19 protein-coding genes and 1 pseudogene are annotated in these 20,632 nt (G+C 48.6%); 1 reads left to right on the forward strand and 19 read right to left on the reverse strand.

Going from position 1 to position 20,632, the window contains the following annotated elements; translation table 11 throughout:
* Positions 1 to 76: 76 nt before the first annotated feature.
* From PaeBR_RS15155 to PaeBR_RS15190, 8 genes and pseudogenes are all read right to left on the reverse strand, one after another.
* Positions 77 to 856 (reverse strand): annotated as a pseudogene (locus PaeBR_RS15155) (alcohol dehydrogenase catalytic domain-containing protein); the annotation flags it as partial.
* 332 nt (positions 857 to 1,188) lie between these two features.
* Positions 1,189 to 1,716 carry a cysteine hydrolase family protein gene (locus tag PaeBR_RS15160; protein ID WP_410511396.1) on the reverse strand — a complete coding sequence of 176 codons (528 nt, stop codon included), beginning with the start codon at positions 1,714 to 1,716 and terminating at the stop codon, positions 1,189 to 1,191.
* 142 nt (positions 1,717 to 1,858) lie between these two features.
* Entirely contained in the window at positions 1,859 to 3,316 is a 1,458-nt protein-coding gene (locus tag PaeBR_RS15165; RefSeq protein ID WP_410511397.1) for a PTS transporter subunit EIIC, read from the reverse strand.
* Positions 3,317 to 3,362: 46 nt separating this feature from the next.
* The gene (locus PaeBR_RS15170) at positions 3,363 to 3,872 is read right to left on the reverse strand and encodes a PTS glucose transporter subunit IIA (protein ID WP_410511398.1); all 510 of its coding nucleotides are present in this window, start codon (positions 3,870 to 3,872) and stop codon (positions 3,363 to 3,365) included.
* Positions 3,873 to 3,893: 21 nt separating this feature from the next.
* Complete coding sequence (locus PaeBR_RS15175) at positions 3,894 to 4,760, reverse strand: PRD domain-containing protein (RefSeq protein WP_410511399.1); 867 nt, start codon at positions 4,758 to 4,760, stop codon at positions 3,894 to 3,896.
* 230 nt (positions 4,761 to 4,990) lie between these two features.
* Positions 4,991 to 5,365 carry a DivIVA domain-containing protein gene (locus PaeBR_RS15180; RefSeq protein WP_410511400.1) on the reverse strand — a complete coding sequence of 125 codons (375 nt, stop codon included), beginning with the start codon at positions 5,363 to 5,365 and terminating at the stop codon, positions 4,991 to 4,993.
* 231 nt (positions 5,366 to 5,596) lie between these two features.
* On the reverse strand, positions 5,597 to 5,959 hold the full coding sequence (locus PaeBR_RS15185; RefSeq protein ID WP_410511401.1) for a helix-turn-helix transcriptional regulator: 363 nt from the start codon (positions 5,957 to 5,959) through the stop codon (positions 5,597 to 5,599).
* 232 nt (positions 5,960 to 6,191) lie between these two features.
* Positions 6,192 to 7,550: a transposase gene (locus tag PaeBR_RS15190; RefSeq protein ID WP_410511402.1), complete on the reverse strand. Its 1,359-nt coding sequence runs from the start codon at positions 7,548 to 7,550 to the stop codon at positions 6,192 to 6,194.
* A 282-nt stretch (positions 7,551 to 7,832) separates the two neighbouring features.
* Here PaeBR_RS15190 and PaeBR_RS15195 point away from each other — a divergent pair, with 282 nt between their 5' ends.
* Positions 7,833 to 8,903 (forward strand): SDR family oxidoreductase, encoded by a 1,071-nt coding sequence (locus PaeBR_RS15195; protein WP_410511403.1) that lies wholly within the window; start codon positions 7,833 to 7,835, stop codon positions 8,901 to 8,903.
* Between the two features lie 39 nt (positions 8,904 to 8,942).
* Here PaeBR_RS15195 and PaeBR_RS15200 read toward each other — a convergent pair whose 3' ends face one another.
* The 11 genes from PaeBR_RS15200 to ftsY form a co-directional block, all read right to left on the reverse strand.
* Entirely contained in the window at positions 8,943 to 9,329 is a 387-nt protein-coding gene (locus PaeBR_RS15200; protein WP_410511404.1) for a winged helix-turn-helix transcriptional regulator, read from the reverse strand.
* A 169-nt stretch (positions 9,330 to 9,498) separates the two neighbouring features.
* Positions 9,499 to 10,158: a general stress protein gene (locus tag PaeBR_RS15205; protein ID WP_410511405.1), complete on the reverse strand. Its 660-nt coding sequence runs from the start codon at positions 10,156 to 10,158 to the stop codon at positions 9,499 to 9,501.
* Positions 10,159 to 10,272: 114 nt separating this feature from the next.
* A complete protein-coding gene (gene hrpB / locus PaeBR_RS15210; protein ID WP_410511406.1) occupies positions 10,273 to 12,846 on the reverse strand; it encodes an ATP-dependent helicase HrpB in 2,574 nt (857 codons plus the stop codon).
* A gap of 55 nt (positions 12,847 to 12,901) precedes the next feature.
* Positions 12,902 to 13,114 carry a hypothetical protein gene (locus PaeBR_RS15215; protein WP_410511407.1) on the reverse strand — a complete coding sequence of 71 codons (213 nt, stop codon included), beginning with the start codon at positions 13,112 to 13,114 and terminating at the stop codon, positions 12,902 to 12,904.
* 139 nt (positions 13,115 to 13,253) lie between these two features.
* The gene (locus tag PaeBR_RS15220; protein ID WP_410511408.1) at positions 13,254 to 13,631 is read right to left on the reverse strand and encodes a GIY-YIG nuclease family protein; all 378 of its coding nucleotides are present in this window, start codon (positions 13,629 to 13,631) and stop codon (positions 13,254 to 13,256) included.
* A 16-nt stretch (positions 13,632 to 13,647) separates the two neighbouring features.
* Positions 13,648 to 14,442, reverse strand: coding sequence for a DUF2087 domain-containing protein (locus PaeBR_RS15225; protein WP_410511409.1), 795 nt, complete (start codon positions 14,440 to 14,442; stop codon positions 13,648 to 13,650).
* A gap of 165 nt (positions 14,443 to 14,607) precedes the next feature.
* Positions 14,608 to 15,417, reverse strand: a complete 810-nt coding sequence (locus PaeBR_RS15230) for an SDR family oxidoreductase (protein ID WP_410511410.1) — start codon at positions 15,415 to 15,417, stop codon at positions 14,608 to 14,610.
* A 491-nt stretch (positions 15,418 to 15,908) separates the two neighbouring features.
* Positions 15,909 to 16,775, reverse strand: a complete 867-nt coding sequence (locus PaeBR_RS15235) for a transglutaminase family protein (RefSeq protein ID WP_410511411.1) — start codon at positions 16,773 to 16,775, stop codon at positions 15,909 to 15,911.
* Positions 16,772 to 17,725, reverse strand: coding sequence for an alpha-E domain-containing protein (locus tag PaeBR_RS15240; RefSeq protein WP_410511412.1), 954 nt, complete (start codon positions 17,723 to 17,725; stop codon positions 16,772 to 16,774). Before PaeBR_RS15240 ends, PaeBR_RS15235 begins: the two co-directional genes overlap by 4 nt.
* Before the next feature lie 73 nt (positions 17,726 to 17,798).
* Complete coding sequence (locus PaeBR_RS15245; protein ID WP_410511413.1) at positions 17,799 to 19,262, reverse strand: circularly permuted type 2 ATP-grasp protein; 1,464 nt, start codon at positions 19,260 to 19,262, stop codon at positions 17,799 to 17,801.
* Between the two features lie 346 nt (positions 19,263 to 19,608).
* Positions 19,609 to 20,616 carry a signal recognition particle-docking protein FtsY gene (gene ftsY / locus PaeBR_RS15250; protein WP_410511414.1) on the reverse strand — a complete coding sequence of 336 codons (1,008 nt, stop codon included), beginning with the start codon at positions 20,614 to 20,616 and terminating at the stop codon, positions 19,609 to 19,611.
* Positions 20,617 to 20,632: the final 16 nt, after the last annotated feature.

Consider the following 20,632-nt stretch of genomic DNA (forward strand, 5'->3'; position numbering starts at 1 on the left):
GATAATGTAACTCAGAAGCCGGAAAAATGCAGCCCCTTTTCATGAATTTTCACGATTACGGTTTAAGCACAACCTTGATACAGTCCTCTTCTTTGTCTGCAAACACCTTGTAGCCATGCTCTGCTCTGCTTATCGGCAACCGGTGCGTAATAATATCGGTCGCATCAAAATTGAATACCTCAACATTATTGGTTACTTTGGCATGCTGCAAACGGTATGGAATATGATCAACGGCAATGACCCGGGAAGCCCCCTTCATCCAGGCGAACTTCTGGGTTAGCAGTCCGACGGGACCGCAGCCGAGAACAATAACAGTATCGCCGCCCTTCATACCGCTGTTCTCCACCCCCCACCACGCAGTGGGCACAATATCGGACAGGAAGAGCAGCTTCTCATCCTCCATCTCCGCATCCTCAGGCACGACAAACGGCCCGAAATTACCATAAGGAACCCGCAGCAGCTCTGCCTGTCCGCCCGCAAATCCGCCGTAAGAATCAGAAAACCCCAGATATCCGCCTGTGTCCTTGACCTCATTGGCTTGGTCACACTGACTCTCCATCTCATGCTGGCAGAAGAAGCATTGTCCGCAGGCGACGTTAGAAGGGATAATGACTCTGTCCCCTTTTTTGACCTTGGTAACGTCCGGCCCTACATCCTCTACGATCCCCATCGGCTCATGTCCGATAATGTAATCATCGTGCATACCGGGGACTTCTCCATTAATGATGTGCAAATCCGAGCCGCAAATCGCGGTGGAGGTGATCCGCACAAGAATGTCATCTTTCTTTTCGAGCTTGGCGTCGGCTACATCTTTGACTTCTACTTTCTTTTTCCCTTGAAAAGTGACTGCTCTCATGTTGAAATGCACTCCTTTGGAAATGGATTGGTGGGATAAGGTTATATAAACTGAACTAATTTTCTTAGCAGATGGTGTTTGATGACAGGCCGTAACTACGGGAAATGTTTGGACTTCCGGCCGCTGTTGTCCCCAGATTTATTATGATTTACCGCTTTTGCGGACTAAATCCAGTGACAAAGGCGGTCGCTATCGCTCCTCCAGCTCCAAACTTTCCCTTCGTTACGATTCATCTTCAAACCATCTGCCATATTCTTTAGTTCAACTTATATAGTTGCCTTACTCCTAATCTTCCCGATCATTCTGTGACACTGTTTCGGCTGGCAGCTCATTTAGAATAGCACCTCGCTCTCACTTTTGAGCGTAACAAATCTCCCTCCCAGCACACTATTATGATGTTTCACAATATCGCCGCCGCTGAAATTAAGATTGTCGAAGGTGCTGTGGGCATCCTGTACCAGAATACTGGAGTAGCCCAAGCTGTAGGAACGTCTGCAGGTCGTATCCATACAAAACTCCGTCTGCATACCGGCGATAACCAGACTTGTAATACCCTGTTTCTGAAGCTCATCGTGCAGATTTGTAAGGTGGAAAGCGTCCCAAGTCGGCTTCTCAATAATTACTTCCCATTCCATCGGGGCGATCCGATTACTGATTTGCCAAGTGAATAAGCCTTTGGTGTACTCCTCGTCGGAAGTATGTTGAATGAATACAACCGGCGTTCCGGAACTGCGCGCTTTGCCGAGCAATGAAATGATTCGCTCCATCACGCCTGATTCATCATGCAGCTTCATCCCCGGATAGGAAAACATGGCCTCTTGAACATCAATGATTAATAGTGCAGTTTTTCCATTAGTCATTTGTAATTCTCCTAACTTGTTATTTGCTAAGAGTATACCAGAGCCACCCTGCCTATTCATTCTGTAAAAGGTTACAAAAAAGCCCGTGATTTTTCGGTCCTAATGGACTTTCCAAAACCACGGGCTTAGCTATACCTACTATTTATTTCATCAGTTTTTGAATATCATCCTTGATTTGCTCCGATTGCGGACCAAATACAATTTGCACCACGCCTTGACCCAGTCTCATCACACCGGAAGCACCCAACTGCTTGAGGGCTGCATCTTTAACCGCTTTATCGTCATTAACGATCAGACGCAAACGCGTGATACAGGCATCGATATTACGGATGTTGCCTGCGCCCCCGATGTTATCCAGAATTTTGGCGGCTCTGGAGGAAGCGGATATGCTATTTTCTCCAATAGTAACCGTTTCTAGATCATCCTCGATATCATCCTCACGACCAGGCGTTTTCAGCTTGAACGTAACGATAATGAAGCGGAACAATACATAATACAAAACAAAGAAGGCAAGCCCCACAGGGATAAGAATCCATGCGTTGGTAGACAGCTTCAAGTTAACCAAATAGTCTATCAACCCGGCAGAGAAACCGAAGCCCAGTTTTACATCAAGCACGTACATAACCAGTCCGGCAAGACCTGTCAACAGAGCATGGACCAGATAAAGAAGCGGTGCAATGAACATGAAGGAGAACTCCAGCGGCTCAGTGATACCTGTCAAGAAGGAGGCAATGGCAGAACCGATAAAAATGGAAGCTACCATTTTGCGCTTTTCCGGTTTGGCAGTGTGAATGAATGCGAGTGCTGCCCCTGGTAAAGCGAACATCATAATCGGGAAGAATCCCGTCATGAACATCCCTGCTGTTTTGTCCCCGGCGAAGAAACGGGTTAAATCACCATGTACAACTTCTCCTGCTGCATTCGTGAAATCCCCAATTTGGAACCAGGCAATGGCATTAATAACGTGGTGAAGGCCGATCGGAATCAAAAGACGGTTGGCCGTACCGAAGATAAATGCTCCAAAGGCTCCGAGTCCCACAACCCAAGTCCCGAAATCACTGATCACATCCTGTACCGGGCTCCAGATCATACCTACGAAGACTGCCAACACCATGGTCGATGCAGCTGTAATAATCGGAACAAAACGTTTGCCGGCGAAAAATCCGAGCCAATCCGGCATTTTGATATCGTGATATCTTTTATACAGGAACGCAGCCCATGCCCCTGCAAAGATACCACCGAGTACGCCCATGTTCAGAACAACATCATCGTTGATAAAAGAGAACTGTAATGGAACAATCAAAAGGATTTGTTTAAGTACCTGATAGGCGATCAAGGCGGACAATGCTGCTACTGCATCACCGGCAAAGCCGATGGCAACCCCGATTGCAAAGATAAGGGCCAGGTTACCGAAGATTGCGCCTGCACCGGCATTCAGAAAAGGAGCCACATATTGATTCAGGAATCCGCCTACTGCGCTACCCAAGGGTAAATCCTTCTCATAGTTAATGAGTCCAAAACCTTGCAAAATAGCTGCTGCCGGTAATGTAGCGACCGGGAGCATAAGTGACTTACCCAGTTTTTGTAGAAAAGCCAACATAATGATCTCATCCCTTCATTTCATAATAGTGAAGCTCTAAGAGGAATTACTGCATTGAAGCCACGGTGAGAATATGTTCCATACCGGCCGTTACCTGTCCGTAATGATAATCGACTGTTGGTGTGAATTCCTCGTTAGTGGTAACAATAACCGGTGTGATGGTACGATAACCCGCTGCACGAATGGCATCCAGATCGAATTCTATCAGCGTTTGTCCTGCTTTGATGGTGTCTCCATTGGAGATATGGCTGATAAACCCATTGCCCTTCAAGCTGACGGTATCGATTCCGATATGTAACAGCAGCTGCAGGCCGGAGGGATGCTCCAGAATAACGGCATGTTTAGTTTTGACCACATGGGCTACCTTTCCATCAAAAGGAGCAATGAGCTTCCCCTCTATAGGTTCTATGGCAACTCCTTTACCCATATGTCCCCCTGAAAAAGTATCATCCGGGACATCCGTTAGCGGAATAGATTGACCGCTTACCGGAGCCGTAATCTTCATGATAGGTTCAGCACGTTTCTCTTCCTTTTTTGATTTCCATTTGGAAAACATAGGTTTCACTCCTCTCCGCTGCTATTTGTTTTTCTCTAGAGTCTGGAATAAGCGCCGCAAATGCATGGCGAGGAAGCATATCTCTTCTTCCGGTACGTCGGCTCCCAGTGTATTATGCATGACTTTACCCAGCTTTTGGGCCAGCTTGTATTCCACTTTGCACTCTTTTTTAATATGCTTCACAAATGGATTATCTACTAATGATCCTTGCAAAATCCGCTCCAGTGAGAATCTCAGGTGAATCATCAGTCTCACGTGGTTCATACTGCCATGCTCAAAAGTGATATTACGTTCCTTCCGAATCATATCAAGAAGCTCGTTTACAATATTGGAGGCTTTCACAAGCTGCCCTACCGGAACATTGCTGACCGCCGAGTATACGTGATAAGTCAGAAATCCAACCTCATCTTCAGGAATTTGCACCTGGAATTCTGAATTGATTTTCTCAGAAGCCTTGTAAGCGATTTCAAACTCCTTCGGGAAAGTCATTTTGGTTTCCTGCAAAAATGGATTGACAATGTCCATGCCGTTGCGCAGACGGTAAATGGTAAATTGGATATGGCTCGGGAGCGCCAAATAAATTTTGTCGTTTAACTTGCCGGGAAACTCACGGGCGATATCTGAAATAATATCATCGGTGATTCTCATTACCTTTGGATCAATATCTTCCAGCAGAATCTGGTACTGGCTCCATTCTTCACGGTCCTCAAGGCGAAACAGCTTCTCAATCCGGTGATCGTTCCCTTCAATCACATCCGAACCTTTGAATGCAAAGCCGATACCCTTGCCAATGATGACATACTCTTTCCGGTTCTTGCTTCCCTGAACCATGACTACGTTGTTCCCGATGACACGTTGTACTTGAAATTGCTCGCTTTCCCGCGCCAAGTTCTCCCTCCTTCCCCTTCATTGTCAGTTTTGTTGCATCAAAAAGAGCCAAGGCAGACTCAATGAATTGAGATCGATCCTTGGCTCATGCCCTTTACGGTAACACGCCACTAACATATAAATGATCATTTATGACTTTATCATAAATCATAGTCTATATTTCCGTCAATGACTTTTTCTAATGTCAAGTTACATTCTTCAATCTGTTATGTAAGCTCGTCACACTCCGTTTATTGATGTTCTTCAGTTAGAAAAAGCTTTTCCTTAAGCTGCTTCACATTCATCTCCAGCTTTAGAATGGACTCTTCCAGCATCTTGGGATCAATACCTTTGACAGTAGGGGTTACACTTCTGACCTCAACTTTCAATTCACGCAGCTCCAGCTGCTGCTCCTGCCATTTATCCATAAGATCCGCAATTGTGGCGTAGAATCGTTCATAATCTTTGATCACACTATCCAGAAATAGATCTACTTCCTCCGGATCGTAACCCCGAAGCTTCATACTGAACTCTTTCTCATGAATAGTTAGTGCATCCAGCCCGATACCTAGCTGGCCAAAGAGCTTTTTCTGTTTATCTAATCGGCGTTTCATATGTTCGTCCATCGTATCTATACCTCCATCTGTGGTTGCTATTCTCCGGCTGTAATCATTATAACAGGACGTAAAAGACCTGAAAATATCATTATAACAATATTAAGGTGCTGAAAGAAAACAGCCTGCTTGGTGCAAAACGCGATGTTACCAATTACGAGGATGTTTAATTACAAAAGCCCAAAAACTTTAAGCAGCATGTCCCCCCATAACCGGGTGACATGCTGCTTTTTCAATTTCGAACTATCCATAATTGTCAGAGACAGCCTTATTCAACATTCCGAGACAACGGTCGAGGTCTGTCTTGACCTGTTTCTTATAAAGCCTGGCCTTCTCGGCACCGTCCGGTGTGAAATGATAGAGGACGATTTCCTGAAAATCGACCTTTGGATCCGTACCCTTCAGTTGCTTCGTCCGGTATAGGATGCCCTGTTGAACCAATTCATGAAGGGCCCGGTAGATCTCGCTCTGTGGAGGTGAGTAGCCGTGACTTTTGAAATCCCGCCGTAAGTCCTCAAGCATCTGATATCCGTAACCGCGGTGCTTCTCCACCAACGTAATGAGATACACTTTGATAAAAGCCCGCTGGGCAATCATAAACGCCATATGGCACCTCCTTGGATATATCTGCCTTTATTATAATCTTAACTCTAGTAAAAATCACTATTTATCATGTTTCACACTATGAATTTTTGGGGTTGAATCACTCTTTTTCCATACTAAAATTGAGCTAGGGAGAGTAAAAATTGGGTTACGGAGAATGTAGTAGGGTGTGATTTATGGGTTTTTATTGTGAATTTTTCATATGATGAAATTTTTACTTAGTTATGTTAGTTACTCAACTTTCGCAGCTTGAAATCGGCAGGTAAGCCTTGATGTAGCTGGGCAAAGCCGAGATCCAGTGCTGGAGTTGACTTTTAATCATAGCAGATAGCTTCTTGCCGACTTGAGTGGCTATTTCGTTCATCAATTCCACTAATTGTTGCAAGGCAACTGCCCAATCCAAGGAGCCGACTTCATCGCAAAGCAAATAAAATAATCCGCCGAGCGTCCGCTGATCTGTACTTTGCCGATGCTGCCAGGCCAGCAGAATATAGCGAGAAAATACAATGGTCGTATGGCTAATCAGCAAATCGTAGGAGCGGCCTTGAAACTCTTTTTGTAGACGCAGCAAGGACTTGGTGCATTTAAAAAAGACTTCAATGTCCCAGCGAAGACCATACGTTTGAATGATTTCCGGTGCCGTCAGCGTAAGATCCGTCGATAGAATGGCGAGCCACTCGTTTTTCTTGGATCGATGGCGAACAAAGACAACCTGAACGGGAATACCGGGAACAAGTTCCGTGTGAATTTGACGCAAAATATTCCGTTGTTTCCCTTCGACGCGCAAGGCGGCTTGGTAAAGCCCTTTGAGATCCACCCGCTGACCATGAACGAGATACCGCTTATTGTCGTTTTTCACCATGCCAATGACGTGAAGCCCCCGGTCTACGATCCGCCCAATCAGGGGCGCATGCGTAAACCAGCTATCCATGAGTACGTAAGCCGCAGAAACCCCGGAAGCGATGGCACGCTCCAGCAGTTCAGAAACCAGATGCGGGGCGCTCAGCAAGGACTCTTTCCGACGCTTGTAGCCGCAAGAACGCTTGTCGATTCCTGGATTCATCCCGGTTAGACCTGCCTTCACGGAACTCAGCAAGGCGAAGTCCAAGGGAAGAAACGTGTGACCGTCCGACCAGCCCAAGGTCAGCATCCGAAAGCCTTTATAGTAGGCGCCAGTAGCGTGATCTTTGAAGCGAGCCAGCAGTTCTACAGCCTTACTCCGGTTTCGCTCAAACATGGAATCGTCCACGATGAAGACGGAGGTTCGCGTGACGGAAGTCAGGGTTTCCACCCGCTGCACGGTGTCACTGCTGAGGGAAGACAAAAAGCGCCGCCAGGCGAATCCGCTATGATTAAGAAACCGATACACCGCATCTTTACCAGGAAAAGCTTCACCCTTGGCACTTTCCAGCAGGCGAAACCAGTTTTTCTGATGGAAGAGCAATACAAAAACAAGCATGAACAAATGGGAACTGGTATATCCGAAAGCCTTTTTAAAACCGGATTTTCTTAACTGCTTTAGTACACCAAGTTCCTGAAAGGCAGGTCTCATTTCAGGTGGTAGTTGATCTAGAGATAGCTTTTGCTTTATCATGGGAAGGACACCTCTTCTGTGGTTTAGTGGATCTCGACAATCTCACTTTACCAAACGAAGTGGTGTTTTTCTATGTTGGCAAGCCCCTTACTTAATCCTGCTCCAACTCAAGCCTGACTTGAGGTCAAGTCAATTTTGGCTCTGCGAAAGTTGTGTCAGTTAATCTTACTCCATGATCACTTTTAAGTACTTACATCACTTTAAAGTGCGTACTTCCCAGTTGAATTTCCTAATAGTAGGATAACTAGGAACAAAGCCAAATGCATAAGGAGTTGAACCCATATGATCAAGGAATCTCCAGTAACACCAAAAGTCGCTCTCGTATTAGGCGCAAACGGCGTTATCGGCCGCAATCTCATCGAATATTTGACCTGCCTACCGGAATGGAAGGTAATCGGTGTATCCCGTCGTGGAGGGGAAGCAACCGGCAGTGTACAGTATATTGCTGCTGATCTGCTCAATAAGGACGATATAAAGGAAAAATTGGGAGGATTGACTGAGGTAACTCATATTTTCTATGCTGCTTACCAGGACCGCCCGACATGGGCAGAACTTGTTCCGCCAAACCTTGCCATGTTGGTAAATATAGTCGATGCCATTGAACCTATTGCTCCCGGCTTGAAGCATATCAGTCTAATGCAGGGCTACAAGGTTTACGGTGCACACCTCGGTCCATTTAAGACACCCGCACGGGAAACGGATGCTCACCATATGCCCCCTGAGTTTAATATCGATCAACAAAATTTCCTGGAAGAACGTCAAAAAGGTAAAGCATGGACTTGGTCGGCCCTCCGTCCTTCCGTTGTTTGCGGGTTTGCGCTCGGGAATCCTATGAATCTCGCTATGGTTATTGCGGTTTACGCTTCGATCTCGAAAGAGCTTGGACTTCCCCTGCGCTTTCCAGGAAAGCCGGGTGCTTATAACAGCCTTTTAGAAATGACTGACGCCGGGTTGCTCGCTAAAGCAACCATCTGGGCAGCGACTGATGAGCGCTGCGCCAACCAGGCTCTGAACATCACCAACGGCGATTTGTTCCGATGGAACGAATTATGGCCCAAAATCGCCAGTTACTTTGATTTGGAGACTGCACCTCCGCTTCCGATGTCGCTTGACGTTGTCATGGCTGACAAGGAGCCGCTTTGGAACTCTATGGTTAAGAAGCATAGACTTGAACAACATTCATACAGCGAAGTATCCTCCTGGGGGTTCGGAGATTTCGTATTTTCATGGGATTATGATTTCTTTGCAGACGGGTCCAAGGCCCGCCGCTTAGGTTTTCATGAATATGTGGATACCGAAGCGATGTTTATGGATATATTTGATGACTTCCGTAGTCGCAAAATCATCCCGTAACACAAAAAAATAAGAAGCCGGACCGTTAGGGTCTGCTTCTTATTTGTTATCACCGTACGAACGGGGCAGATCTATCAGAGAAGCCGCCTTACTCCCGTAAGTTCGCTCAATATGAGCATCGCCCCACCTGCACATCACATAGAGAATTTCTTTTAGACTATTGCCATACTCTGTCAGTTCATACTCCACTTTTGGAGGCACCTGATTGTAGGTGGTGCGTAAAATGACGCCGTCTCTTTCCAGTTCCCGAAGCTGCTCCGTTAACATTTTTTGCGTAATTCTGGGCATTAATTTTCTGAATTCGTTGTTGCGTCTCTTGCCTGATATTAGATGAAACAGAATGACGGGCTTCCACTTACCGCCGATGACCTCCAGCGTTGCCTCTACGGGGGTATTGTAAATCTTGTCTGGCTCCTCTGTTCTCATGACTGCCTCCCTTGTTATATTCTTTCTGTTAATAGTAAACTACCTGGGAAACAGATGATATATGTAAACACAAATGGATCGTCCTGCAATTGGAAAAAGAAAGACTGCATCTCCGGCAGTCGCCGGGAATGCAGTCTTGTTTTCCTTAATGATCACAAATGCTTAGTTGTTATAAATTGTTGCGATTATAAAGGTCAGGATCAACATCGGCATTCATTGAACCTCTGTTGCCCATGGTGTTTCCGACTCTGTTATCATCCGGAATGAGATCCGGGTTCGTCGGTCCTCTGTCGGTAACCGCGCTTCCAGTCACTGTGTCATTCATATACGTTCCTTCATAACGATGCGAATTCAGTGACTTGTTGTCGCGGAAGATGTCAAATATATCTCTGTCACGGCCATTATCATCCACCAGCACGAGAATTTTACCCTTATCCACATAGCTTTCATATTCTTGAGCCTCATCCTCAGGAATGCCAAGGCCCACCAAACCGCCGACCAGACCGCCTGCACCTGCGCCTACCGCCGCGCCGGTTAGAGTAGCCGCAATCGGTCCGGCTGCGAGAATCGGTCCGATACCCGGTATAGCCAGCGCCCCTATTCCGGCAAGAAGTCCGGCGATACCGCCGACAACTCCTCCTGTTGCCGCTCCGGTTGCCACCCCTTCAGGTGCCATAGTCCCGGTCTCGTCTGATATATTTCTCAATTCATCCCGGTCACGCGTAATAACCGAAATATCCTCATTGCGAAAACCTTTTCTTTGCAGTCCTTCAATTGCTCTGGTTGCCTCATGCTCCGTATCGAAGATCCCTACGATTTTTTTAGTCACTTGAAGCCCTCCTTAGTAATTGTTGTACGCTACATTATTACCCCATAAGCGTTGAACAAAACATTAAAGTTCGGGCAAAAGCGCATAAACGGGATTACTTCTTGCTGGATTTTCCTATTTGGCAGGTCGTGTCCGGTTCGTCGGAGCCGCCTGGAGCGGATCATCCGGCCAATAGTGCTTTGGATATCGTCCCTTCAGATCTTTTTTGACCTCAAAATAAGTGCTCCGCCAAAAGCTGGCCAAATCAGAGGTTACCTGCATGGGCCGTCTTGCGGGTGACAACAGATGAAGCACTACCGCAACACGGCCGCCACCCAGCCGGGGAGTGTCTACCTGACCGAACATTTCCTGGAGCCTCACCGCAAGCACCGGCGCTGCCGGATTCCCGTAATCCACGGGAACCCGGGAACCGCTCGGCACCGTAATATGCGTGGGGGCTTCTTTGTCCAGCGATTGCCGCTGGCTCCAGTCCAGCATCCCCTCCAGCGCCCGGGTCAGCGGCACTCTCGCAAGATCACGCAAGCTGCGCATTCCGTCAAGGTACGGCCTCAGCCAGTCCTTAAGGGAATCCGTCAAGCCTTCATCTGACATATCTGGCCAATCCTTCCGCAGGGAATGCATAAACATCATCCGCTGACGGAGCTGTAGGTTCCCCTTCTCCCATGGCAGTACATCCAATCCTTCCGCTGCAATGACCTTCAGCAGAACCTCCATCGTCTCTTCTGCAGACGGCCGATGGTGGCCGGTCTCTCTCAGCACCAAACTTCCGAGCAGCACACGGTTTCGGGCCTTCACACTGCTGCTCTCCCGATCCCAATATACCTCAGCTTCTTCCCTGATATCGGGTGAATGATGCTTCAGCAGCAGGTCCTCTCCGAGCTCCGCTGCCAGCATGATTTTACCTTGGGTGGCCCGGTCATCCACGGATGCGGCAACAATATAGGAAGAACGTTCCAATGGCTGTCCCGTGCTCATCGCGGCGCCCCGGCCGCCGGAGAGCAGAAAAGCTCCTTCTCCACGTTTCTGCCCAATGCGGTCGGGATACGCGAAGGAGAGCAGCAGTCCGCACAGGGAAGTGTCCATGTGCGCGTCCATGGAAAGAGCCGGTGCTGACCCTTCGGCAGCACCGGAAGGAGAGCGCCCGTGCTGCGCAGCACGGGCTGCAGCTTCTGGCGCTGCTTGCAGCTGCGCCAGATAATTGCGACTCTCGCGCTGAATCACGCGCAGAGCCGCAGGGTCCGCTCCGCCCGCGTCCGCGCCGGCGGAGCGCTCAAAGCGCAGCAGCGACTCCACGCGCAGCGTGAGGTCGCAGTCAAGCGTCGCGGGACCCCGGAACGGGTCCCGCTCGCCCAGCAGCGCCGCCAGCCGGCAGGCGAGCGGCGCTGCGCCAAGCTCTGCCGCGCGCAGCAGCATGTGCGCGGCGCGCGGGTGTGCCCCGAGCGCGGCCATGCTGCGGCCGTGCGGGGTGATGGCGCCGCGGGCATCCAAGGCGCCGAGCTGGCGCAGCAGCGCAGCGCCCTGCGCGTAGGGCGCTGCGGGCGGCGCGTCCAGCCAGTGCAGCGCGGCGGGATCGCGCACGCCCCAAAGCGCCAGCTCCAGAGCCAGCTGCGCGAGGTCGGTCTCCATGATTTCCGGCACGTTGTCGTCCGGAAGACGATGCTGCTCCTCCTGGCTCCACAGCCTGTAGCACACGCCGGGCGCGGTTCGGCCCGCACGACCGCGCCGCTGGTCTGCCGAAGCCTTGGATACAGGCACGGTTTGCAGGCTCGGCATCCCGGTACGCGGCGAGAACACCTGAGTCCGGCGTAAGCCGGTATCAATCACGGTTCGTACCCCTTGAATGGTCAAGCTTGTCTCCGCTATTGAGGTTGCTAATACAACCTTACGTTCTCCCGGCACTGCTGCTGCCACTGCGGAGTCCTGCATAGCCTGCGGGAGCTGTCCATAAAGAGGCCGGAGCACGGTTCCTTCCTGCAGCAGGCTAAGCTCCAGCTCCCGCTGCGTCCGGCGGATCTCTCTTTCCCCGGGGAGGAATAACAATATATCTCCCGGTTGCTCCTTCAGGGCACGTCGAACTGCCGCCGCAGCACTTTTCTCCAGTGGTACGTTCCCCGCCGCTTGAGCATAAATCGTTTCCACAGGGTAAGTCCTCCCGGGACAATCCACTACCGGAGCACCGTCCAGCAATGCCGATACCCGCTCTCCATCCAGTGTTGCCGACATAATAAGAATCCGCAGGTCTTCACGCAATACAGACTGGGCCTCCAGCGTAAGCGCCAGCCCAAGATCGGCATGCAGACTGCGTTCATGAAATTCGTCGAAAATAACAAGTCCAACATCGCCCAGAGTTGGATCACTTTGCAGCATCCGGGTCAGCACGCCCTCTGTCACAACTACGATACGCGTGCTTTTGCCCACCTTGCTGTCCATACGCATACGGTAGCCGACGGTTTGCCCTACACTTTCACCAAGACTAGCCGACATATAAGCAGCCGCAGAACGGGCGGCCAGCCTTCGGGGTTCCAGCATAAGAATGGTTTTGCCCTCCAGCCACGGCTCATTCAGGAATGCCGGAGGCGTGGCTGTTGTTTTCCCTGCACCTGGCTCGGCTATAAGGACTGCTGCCCTTGAGGAGCGCAGTATATTTTTCAAATCAGGCAGCACCTGCATAATCGGAAGTTTATCCATCTTTTCTCTCCATTATCTCTCTGTTTCATTACACTATCATCATGGTCGAAACTCATCAATCCTCTTTCTGTCCCAATCGCTCTCTTATTAGATCACCATACTGGGCAAATGCGGTACTGCTATGGAGTCCGCGCTGCTGCAGCAGCTCCTGCAATCGCACTCTTTTCAAGGTTAGCTTTCTCTCCAGCTCTGTTCTCTCCGATCCATCCTTGCCACTGTTGTGAAATGCCGCAATCAGCCCCTCCAGTGTGACACATTCTGCCCGCAATGATATTTCCTCTGGCAGCAGTCAGGCTTCCCACTTTGCATCGCCTCCTGAATCCGTTGTTCAGCCAGCCAAGATAGAATCGCCATACATGCAGCCTCCTTAACTATTGCAATAAATAATTTTCTTAGCCTGAATTGCTTTACCGCTGTTTGTGATATCCGCGCTCTCCGAATGGAGACAGCTCCCCCAGCCATTTTTTCTCCAGGTCAGGAAGTTTTTTACGATATTTCGCCAGATCTGATACATTCTCCACGAAATCCTCATCCGGCTTGATTTGCTCCAATATCTCAAAACGAAACCCAGCTTCTCCAAACTTATTCCAATCCTCTTGCAGAGCTTTCTCAGTGTGACTGTTTATATCCAGCATAAACTTATGCTTATTCCACACGCCCTCCAAATTCAGGGTGCTTCCTACAAAAGACTTTCCATTCTCTATGTTAACAATCCGATACGCTCCCATCAGCCTGTGTGAATGTGCATAGTTGTACGCCAGTTCTTTGCGCTTCGCTTTTTCCATTGTGCTGCCCTCCCCTTTATAATTTAACCCAATAATAGCTTCCGTCTTCTTCCCGCTCCAGCAATCCGTAGTCGATCATATACCGGCGCAGCGTGACATAATCCGAAAATGCTTCGCTCAAAATTTGGTTAACTTCCTTCTCACTATACTCACGCCCGGTCTCGAAACGTTTGATCAGCTGGCGCAGGATGGCGGCTTTCCGCTTCTGCTTCTTCGGGAATTCCGATAAAGGTCCGTGGGGTCCCTGTTTGAAGTACGCTTTTAAAATTTCATCGTTCTCTTTCTCCGTAATGGCAAAGCGCTCATCGACCATCGAAGCCGAACGGGGTACGCTGACAAAAGGGGATGATCCCGCCGGTTTCTCTTCCGCAAGCTCCATCACAGCCAAAAACAGCTTCGCCTGCTTCACTTTTTCCCGGAGCGTAAAACGGTGATTTCTGACTGTAGAGGTACTTCCGATACCAAGCTCCTTGGCAGCTTCACCGTCACTTAGACTTTGCTGGAAGGCGTTCAGCAGCCCCTTTTGCAGATCGGTCAGTCCGGTCAGCTTCTTATCCAGACCAAGCAGCCACTTGAACATCGTGCCGTGAACCTGGGCCACATGCATTACAGCATATTTCTCAGCTTCATAGTAGGCATTGTCTTGCTTGTGAATTACACCCTTCTCAAAAGCTTCACCGCACACCATACACACATAAAGTCCGGAATGGTCATGCTCTTCATACACATAGCCGGCCTTTAGTTCTGAAATTGAAGCATTCCAGAACTTCTCCGATATACTCACAGCTTCATTACCCTCTGGCAAGTCCATCACCTGTTTCTTATATTATATAGACATATTAACACTTTGTTTGTTTATTTACAATCAATATCGTAAATCGTTTAGCATTTATCAACAAAAAACATCCACACCCAGATCTCTGATCCGAATGCAGATGCTCTTATTTTCCACTAATTCTTCACTACATAATAGGACTTAACTGAGCAGTGACTCCGCGCCATCAATCACAATTTGCGCACCGGTGATATGGATCGACTCATCAGAGGCCAGAAACGAGACCAGCTCAGCCACATTCTCAGCTTTGCCCGGACCCTCCGCAAGCGGCTGCGCCCCCTCCGGAAACTCAATGGGAATGACGATAGCCTCCACATCCTCACTCATTTCTGTACTTTCATCTATATTGGTGGCAATCGCGCCCGGACAAATCACATTCACACGAATTTTGAACTTGGCCAGCTCCAGCGCAGCCATTTTGGCGAACGCTACCTGACCCGCCTTCGTCGTGCTGTAAGGTGACCAGCCGAAGCTGGTGAATCTGGTGTTGCCGTTAATGGAGCTGGTAATAATAATGCTGCCTTTTCCTTTATTTTTTAAATGAGGAATGCTATATTTCAACGTTAAAAACGTTCCAGTCAGGTTCACCGAAAGGGTATGCTGCCAGTCACTAAGGCTGAGTTCCTCAATCGGACCAACGGCACCGTTAATGCCCGCATTGGCAAAGACAATATCCAGCCCTCCAAAATGCTCAACTGTTCTTCTTACGGCTTCTTCCATCCGCTGCTCATCCGAGGTATCGACATCTATGGCAAGTGCACAGTCCTTCCGCAGCTTATTCAGCTTCTGCTCCAATGGGAAGGTTCGCTCATTTACCAAGTCAAATAATGCGACGTTTGCGCCCTCCCGTGCCATCTGGATGGCCGTTGCTCTGCCGATGCCAGAGCCCGCGCCTGTGATTATGGCTGTTTTTCCGACAAAACGCTGTTTCTTAGCTATGTTTGGGCTCATATGTAATCTCTCCTTTCACATCTCCATATCTATGGGTATGTCTCAAGATTACCCCAAAGACCGTTCATTTTAATCATTTTGTGCAAAGTTTGCAGAAAATCAGTGCAACAAGCCAAAAAATTTAAGCAGGTGTTTTGGGTGGCGCTCCGCGAACGGATCGTTGCTGCAATCGCTGTTGTTTCCAATTTTCTGTGATTTGAACCGCATCGCGGTTGAAATTTGGAAACAGCATATGCTTTCGAAGCGAGCTTCCCTGCGGAAAGCTTTCAAGGCGAACGCTATCGCTTTTCCGCAATCGTTCCGTCCACTCCGCTGGGTTCATCGGAAATAGGCACTAAAATATCTAAAAATCCACGCAAAAAAAACCTCTCTTAGGTCAAATGGAAGTGCGACCAACCATTTCAAAGGAGAGGTTTGCTTTATACTTCTAATATACAATGGACGTAGGAACACTCTACTTTTGAGATTAGCCCCTTATTTCCAGCAAGCGATTAATTATCCAGCCGCTTTACATCAACCTTAACGATCAGCGTGCCGGCACCACCGCGGTAAACCCCCTTAACAGGGACAATATCCTTGTAATCCCGTCCATGCCCAAGCTTTACGTAGCGCCAGTTCACTTCAGCATTATTGGTCGGGTCAAAACCCAGCCAACCTGTACCCGGAATATGTGTCTCCACCCAGGCGTGCGAGGCCTGTTCGAAATTCGCGTTTCCTCCCTGAAGATCCCCGACAAAATGGTATCCGCTAACGTATCTGGAAGGGAGTCCGACGCTGCGGCAGACCGCGATCATCAGATGCGCGTAATCCTGGCAGACGCCTCGCTTAAGCTTCAGCGCTTTTTTGACCGTTGTATTGACACTGGTTGCTTCCGGATCATAGGTAAATTGATCATAGATCGTCGATGAGAGCCGTTTCGTCCATTCGTACATGTCCTCCGCTTCATCAAAAGGATGCTGTGACGCAAACTCAACAAGCTCGCGCGTAACCTCGGTATAGCGGGTGGACAGGATAAATTCAATATAACGGTTTTGGAACGCGTCATCGTTAAGCAGTTTGATCTGTTCATCAAGCGGGAGACGGGGCAAATCTGCTCCCTGCTCCTTATCCAGCGTAACCACAGTAGCTTTGGTATGAATAATCATTTCCGTATGCGGCTTGTTCACCGAATAAGCATGAACCCGATTGCCGAAGAAATCCTCATACGTAAGTAAATTAGCTGGCGGATTTACCTCCACCACATGATGGTAGCAGGATTGCCGGTAATTGGTTCTCGGCGTAAGCCGCACCTCATTGACACTGTCCGTAACGGGCTCCTCGTAGCTGTATGTGGTCGTGTGATTGATCTCGATCTTCATGCCGAAATGCCTTCACGCCGAAAAAAGGCGCCTTCCATCGTTTTTCCCAGTCTTATACAGGAATCCTTTAATGATTTCAACACACCTTCTACAGAGTCTTCAGACATATCTTCTTTTTCCATAAAATCCAGGTCTGCCTTGATCTTTCCGGCCTGACGGATCACTTTCTCATGTCCGGAGCCTTTTTCCGAGGAGTCCAGCTCCAGCTTCGCCAAATGCTCCTCCAGCTTATGAAAGGAAAACCGGATGGAACGAGGGAAGGACGAATTAGCAATCAAAAACTCCAAAATACTTTCCGGTGAGAATGCATCTGCATAATAATGCCGGAACGCCTGATAGCCGCTAACTGATTTCAGGACTGCCTGAAGCTGGATGTAAATTCCGGAATAATCTTTATCCTTGCACGAGGTTGTAACGGCCTGCAGGATGCGTGTCGTATTCTCCGCCCGCTCCAGAAAACGTCCGCTCTCGATAAAATGCCATTCGTTGCCTCTAAGCATGACGGATTGCTCAGCTCCCAGAAACATTGCAGCCCGCTCCTTGATCTGTTGGTAGAACTGATGGGGGCCGCTCATAATATCCGCCACCGAGCACTCCCCAAGCCATAGATTGAAGCTGTTGGCAATATCCCACAGCTCGCTCGGCAGATGCTGCCGCAAGGTGCGCAGATTATTCCGGGCCTGATGCACACAGGAGAATATAGAGTTTGAATTTCCAAGATCCAGCGTAATGAAGGATAAGACATCGCCTTCAGAGAAATTTTCGAACTGCTGTAAATATTCCTTTCTTACGCCCAGCGCATCAATCAGTCTGGACCACTTGTTGCCTTCTTCCTTAAAATCCTCTTCCTGCTGAATATGATAATGTACATCTATTAAGCGGGCATGATTCTCCGCCCGTTCTATATACCGGCCTATCCAAAACAAAGCTTCCGCATTGCGATTCAGCATGGTCAGCCACTCCCTCATCCTACTTAGTGATGCCGTACTTTATTCAAGCTTTGCATTCATCGCCAGAGGTTACTCAGGCCATAACCCAGGTATCCTTAACGCCTCCGCCTTGAGAGGAGTTCACAACCAGTGATCCTTCTCTCATCGCAACACGTGTTAGTCCGCCTGGGATAACATGAGGCCTGCGATCCGCCCCCATGAGCACGAATGCTCTGAGATCAATATGGCGCGGAGTCAGGGTTCCTCCTGAAAGTACGGGTGCCCTGGATAGAGACATGATCGGTTGGGCGATATAACGTTCAGGCTCAGCAAGAATCTTCAACCGGAAAACATCCTGCTCCTCCTTCGTCGCCTCTGATCCGATCAGCATGCCGTAACCTCCGGATAATGAAGTTTCCTTAATCACCATCTCAGGCAGATGCTCCAGAACATACTGCCGTTCCTCCGGCTTGGACATCAAATAGGTTGGTACATTGCTCAGAATCGGTTCTTCATTCAAATAGTAACGAATCATGTCAGGCACATATACATACATCGCTTTATCGTCCGCAACACCCGTTCCCGGTGCATTGGCAATGGCTATATTTCCAGCCCGGTAAGCGTTCATTAGTCCGGCTACTCCAAGCAACGAGTCCGGCTGGAAAGCCAGCGGATCAATATAATCATCATCCAGACGACGGTACAGCACGTCCACACGGCGCAGCCCTTTCATTTCTTTTAAATAAATCTTGTGGTCCTGGGCAACCAGATCGCGCCCCTCTACCAGATGAATACCCATTTGCTGCGCTAGAAAAGCATGCTCATAATAGGCTGAATTGTATACCCCCGGAGTCAGCAGGGCGATTACCGGGTCCGGCGTACGCGAAGGAGACAAGCTGCGCAAGACGGACAGAAAACGGTTTAAGCTATGATCCACATCCCGAATGGAGCTTGCAAAGGATATCTCAGGAAATAACTGATTCATCAGCGTTCTGCCTTTAAAAAGATAGGAAAAACCCGAGGGCGTACGTAAATTGTCCTCAAGCACATAATACTCTCCGTCATGGTGACGAATAAGGTCAATACCTGAAGTAGTTACATATGCTCCTCCCGGAACTCGCAGTCCCGACATTTCAGGACGGAAATAACAATTGGATATTATCATCCGCCGCGGCACAATGCCATCCCTTACAATATACTGCTCGTGATAGATATCATGAATGAATAGATTAAGAGCCGTGATGCGCTGTACGATACCGGCTTCAAGCTTTTCCCATTCCCCTTTGGGAATAATGCGGGGTATCATGTCAAAGGGAATTGTACGCTCCATCGGTTGATCCTGAGCCGGGTTATACAATGTAAAAGTTATGCCTTCCTCCATCATCCTGCGCTGCATCAATCTTTGCTTGCCTTGCAGTTCTTCGGGGCTCATCCCGGAAAACATGCGGTTCACATGTTTATAATGAGGCCGGATATTCCGTTCATCGGCATACATCTCATCATAATAATGATGAAGCGGATACGGAGACAGACCGGGCAAAGGATCAAGTTTGGACATGAGCCCGACTCCTTTCGGATAAATGTAATGTTTATTAACAAGTAGTCCTTATTATATAGAAGAAATTCATAAAACTATTGGATTACAACTTCATAATACGTAAACGCTCACGTTCATGTCAATATATATAACAACGAAAAGAAACCTCTCAAACATTTCCCTGTTTGTGGAATCGCTTCCTTTCTCTTTAATAAGTATTTCAGGAGATAAGACATAGATTACACATCAATTGTATGCAGGAGCGAAGACAAGCATTACTGATATGAATTGTGAATTGACATAACAAAACGCCGGTATTCTGCCCGGCGCCTAAGTTGTGTATTCTGCTTTTGCTGTTGAAATTGTATTACTCCTGCTCTGCTTCCCCAGTCCGTTCTTCGTCTTCTGTTAAGAGCCCGGAGAACAGGGCATGTACAAATTGCTCGGAATCGAATGGCTGTAAATCCTCCATCTTCTCACCCAGTCCGACCAGCTTCACAGGAATGTTCAGTTCCTGACGGATTGCAACAACGATACCGCCTTTTGCTGTACCGTCAAGCTTGGTCAGGACCAGGCCTGTAACCCCGCTTTTTTGGCCAAAAAGCTTGGCCTGTGTGAGTGCATTTTGCCCTGTTGTTGCATCCAGAACCATGAGCACCTCATGCGGAGCACTGGGGATTTCCCTTTGAATCACACGGAAAATCTTGTTCAACTCTTCCATCAGATTGCTTTTGTTCTGCAATCTTCCTGCCGTATCACAGATCAGGACATCCACACCCCGCTGTTTCGCCGCTTGTACGGCGTCGAACATTACCGCGGCCGGATCGGAACCCGATTGCTGCTTAATTACGTCTACTCCTGCCCGTTGACCCCACACCTCCAGCTGCTCGATGGCGCCGGCCCGGAAGGTATCCCCTGCGGCCAAAAGCACCTTCTTTCCTTCCTGCTTGTAACGGTGTGCAAGCTTGCCGATGGTGGTCGTCTTTCCGACACCGTTGACGCCTACGAACAAAATTACAGTAATTCCATCCGGGTTTTCTTTGAGCGAATTATCATCATCTCCGCGCAGCAGCTCCATTAACTTTCGGGACAATACCGGCTGCAGTTCACTGGCGTCCTCAATCCGCTGCTTCTTTACTTCGGCACGTAAATCCTCTACCAGTGTCATTACTGTATTCACGCCAACGTCGGCGCCAATTAAAATTTCTTCCAGCTCTTCGTAGAATTCTTCGTCAATTTTCTTGCGGCGAATCATCAGATCCGATACCTTCTCGACAAAACCTTTGCGTGTTTTTTCCAAGCCGTCACGGAACTGTTTAGTCACACTTTCCGTTTTTCCCGAAATGCTATCCTTTAATTTCTTGAAAAAACTCATATCGTTCCTCCACTCC

Origin of the sequence: Paenibacillus sp. BR2-3 (genome assembly GCF_046529485.1) — a bacterium.
Classification (GTDB): domain Bacteria; phylum Bacillota; class Bacilli; order Paenibacillales; family Paenibacillaceae; genus Paenibacillus_AQ.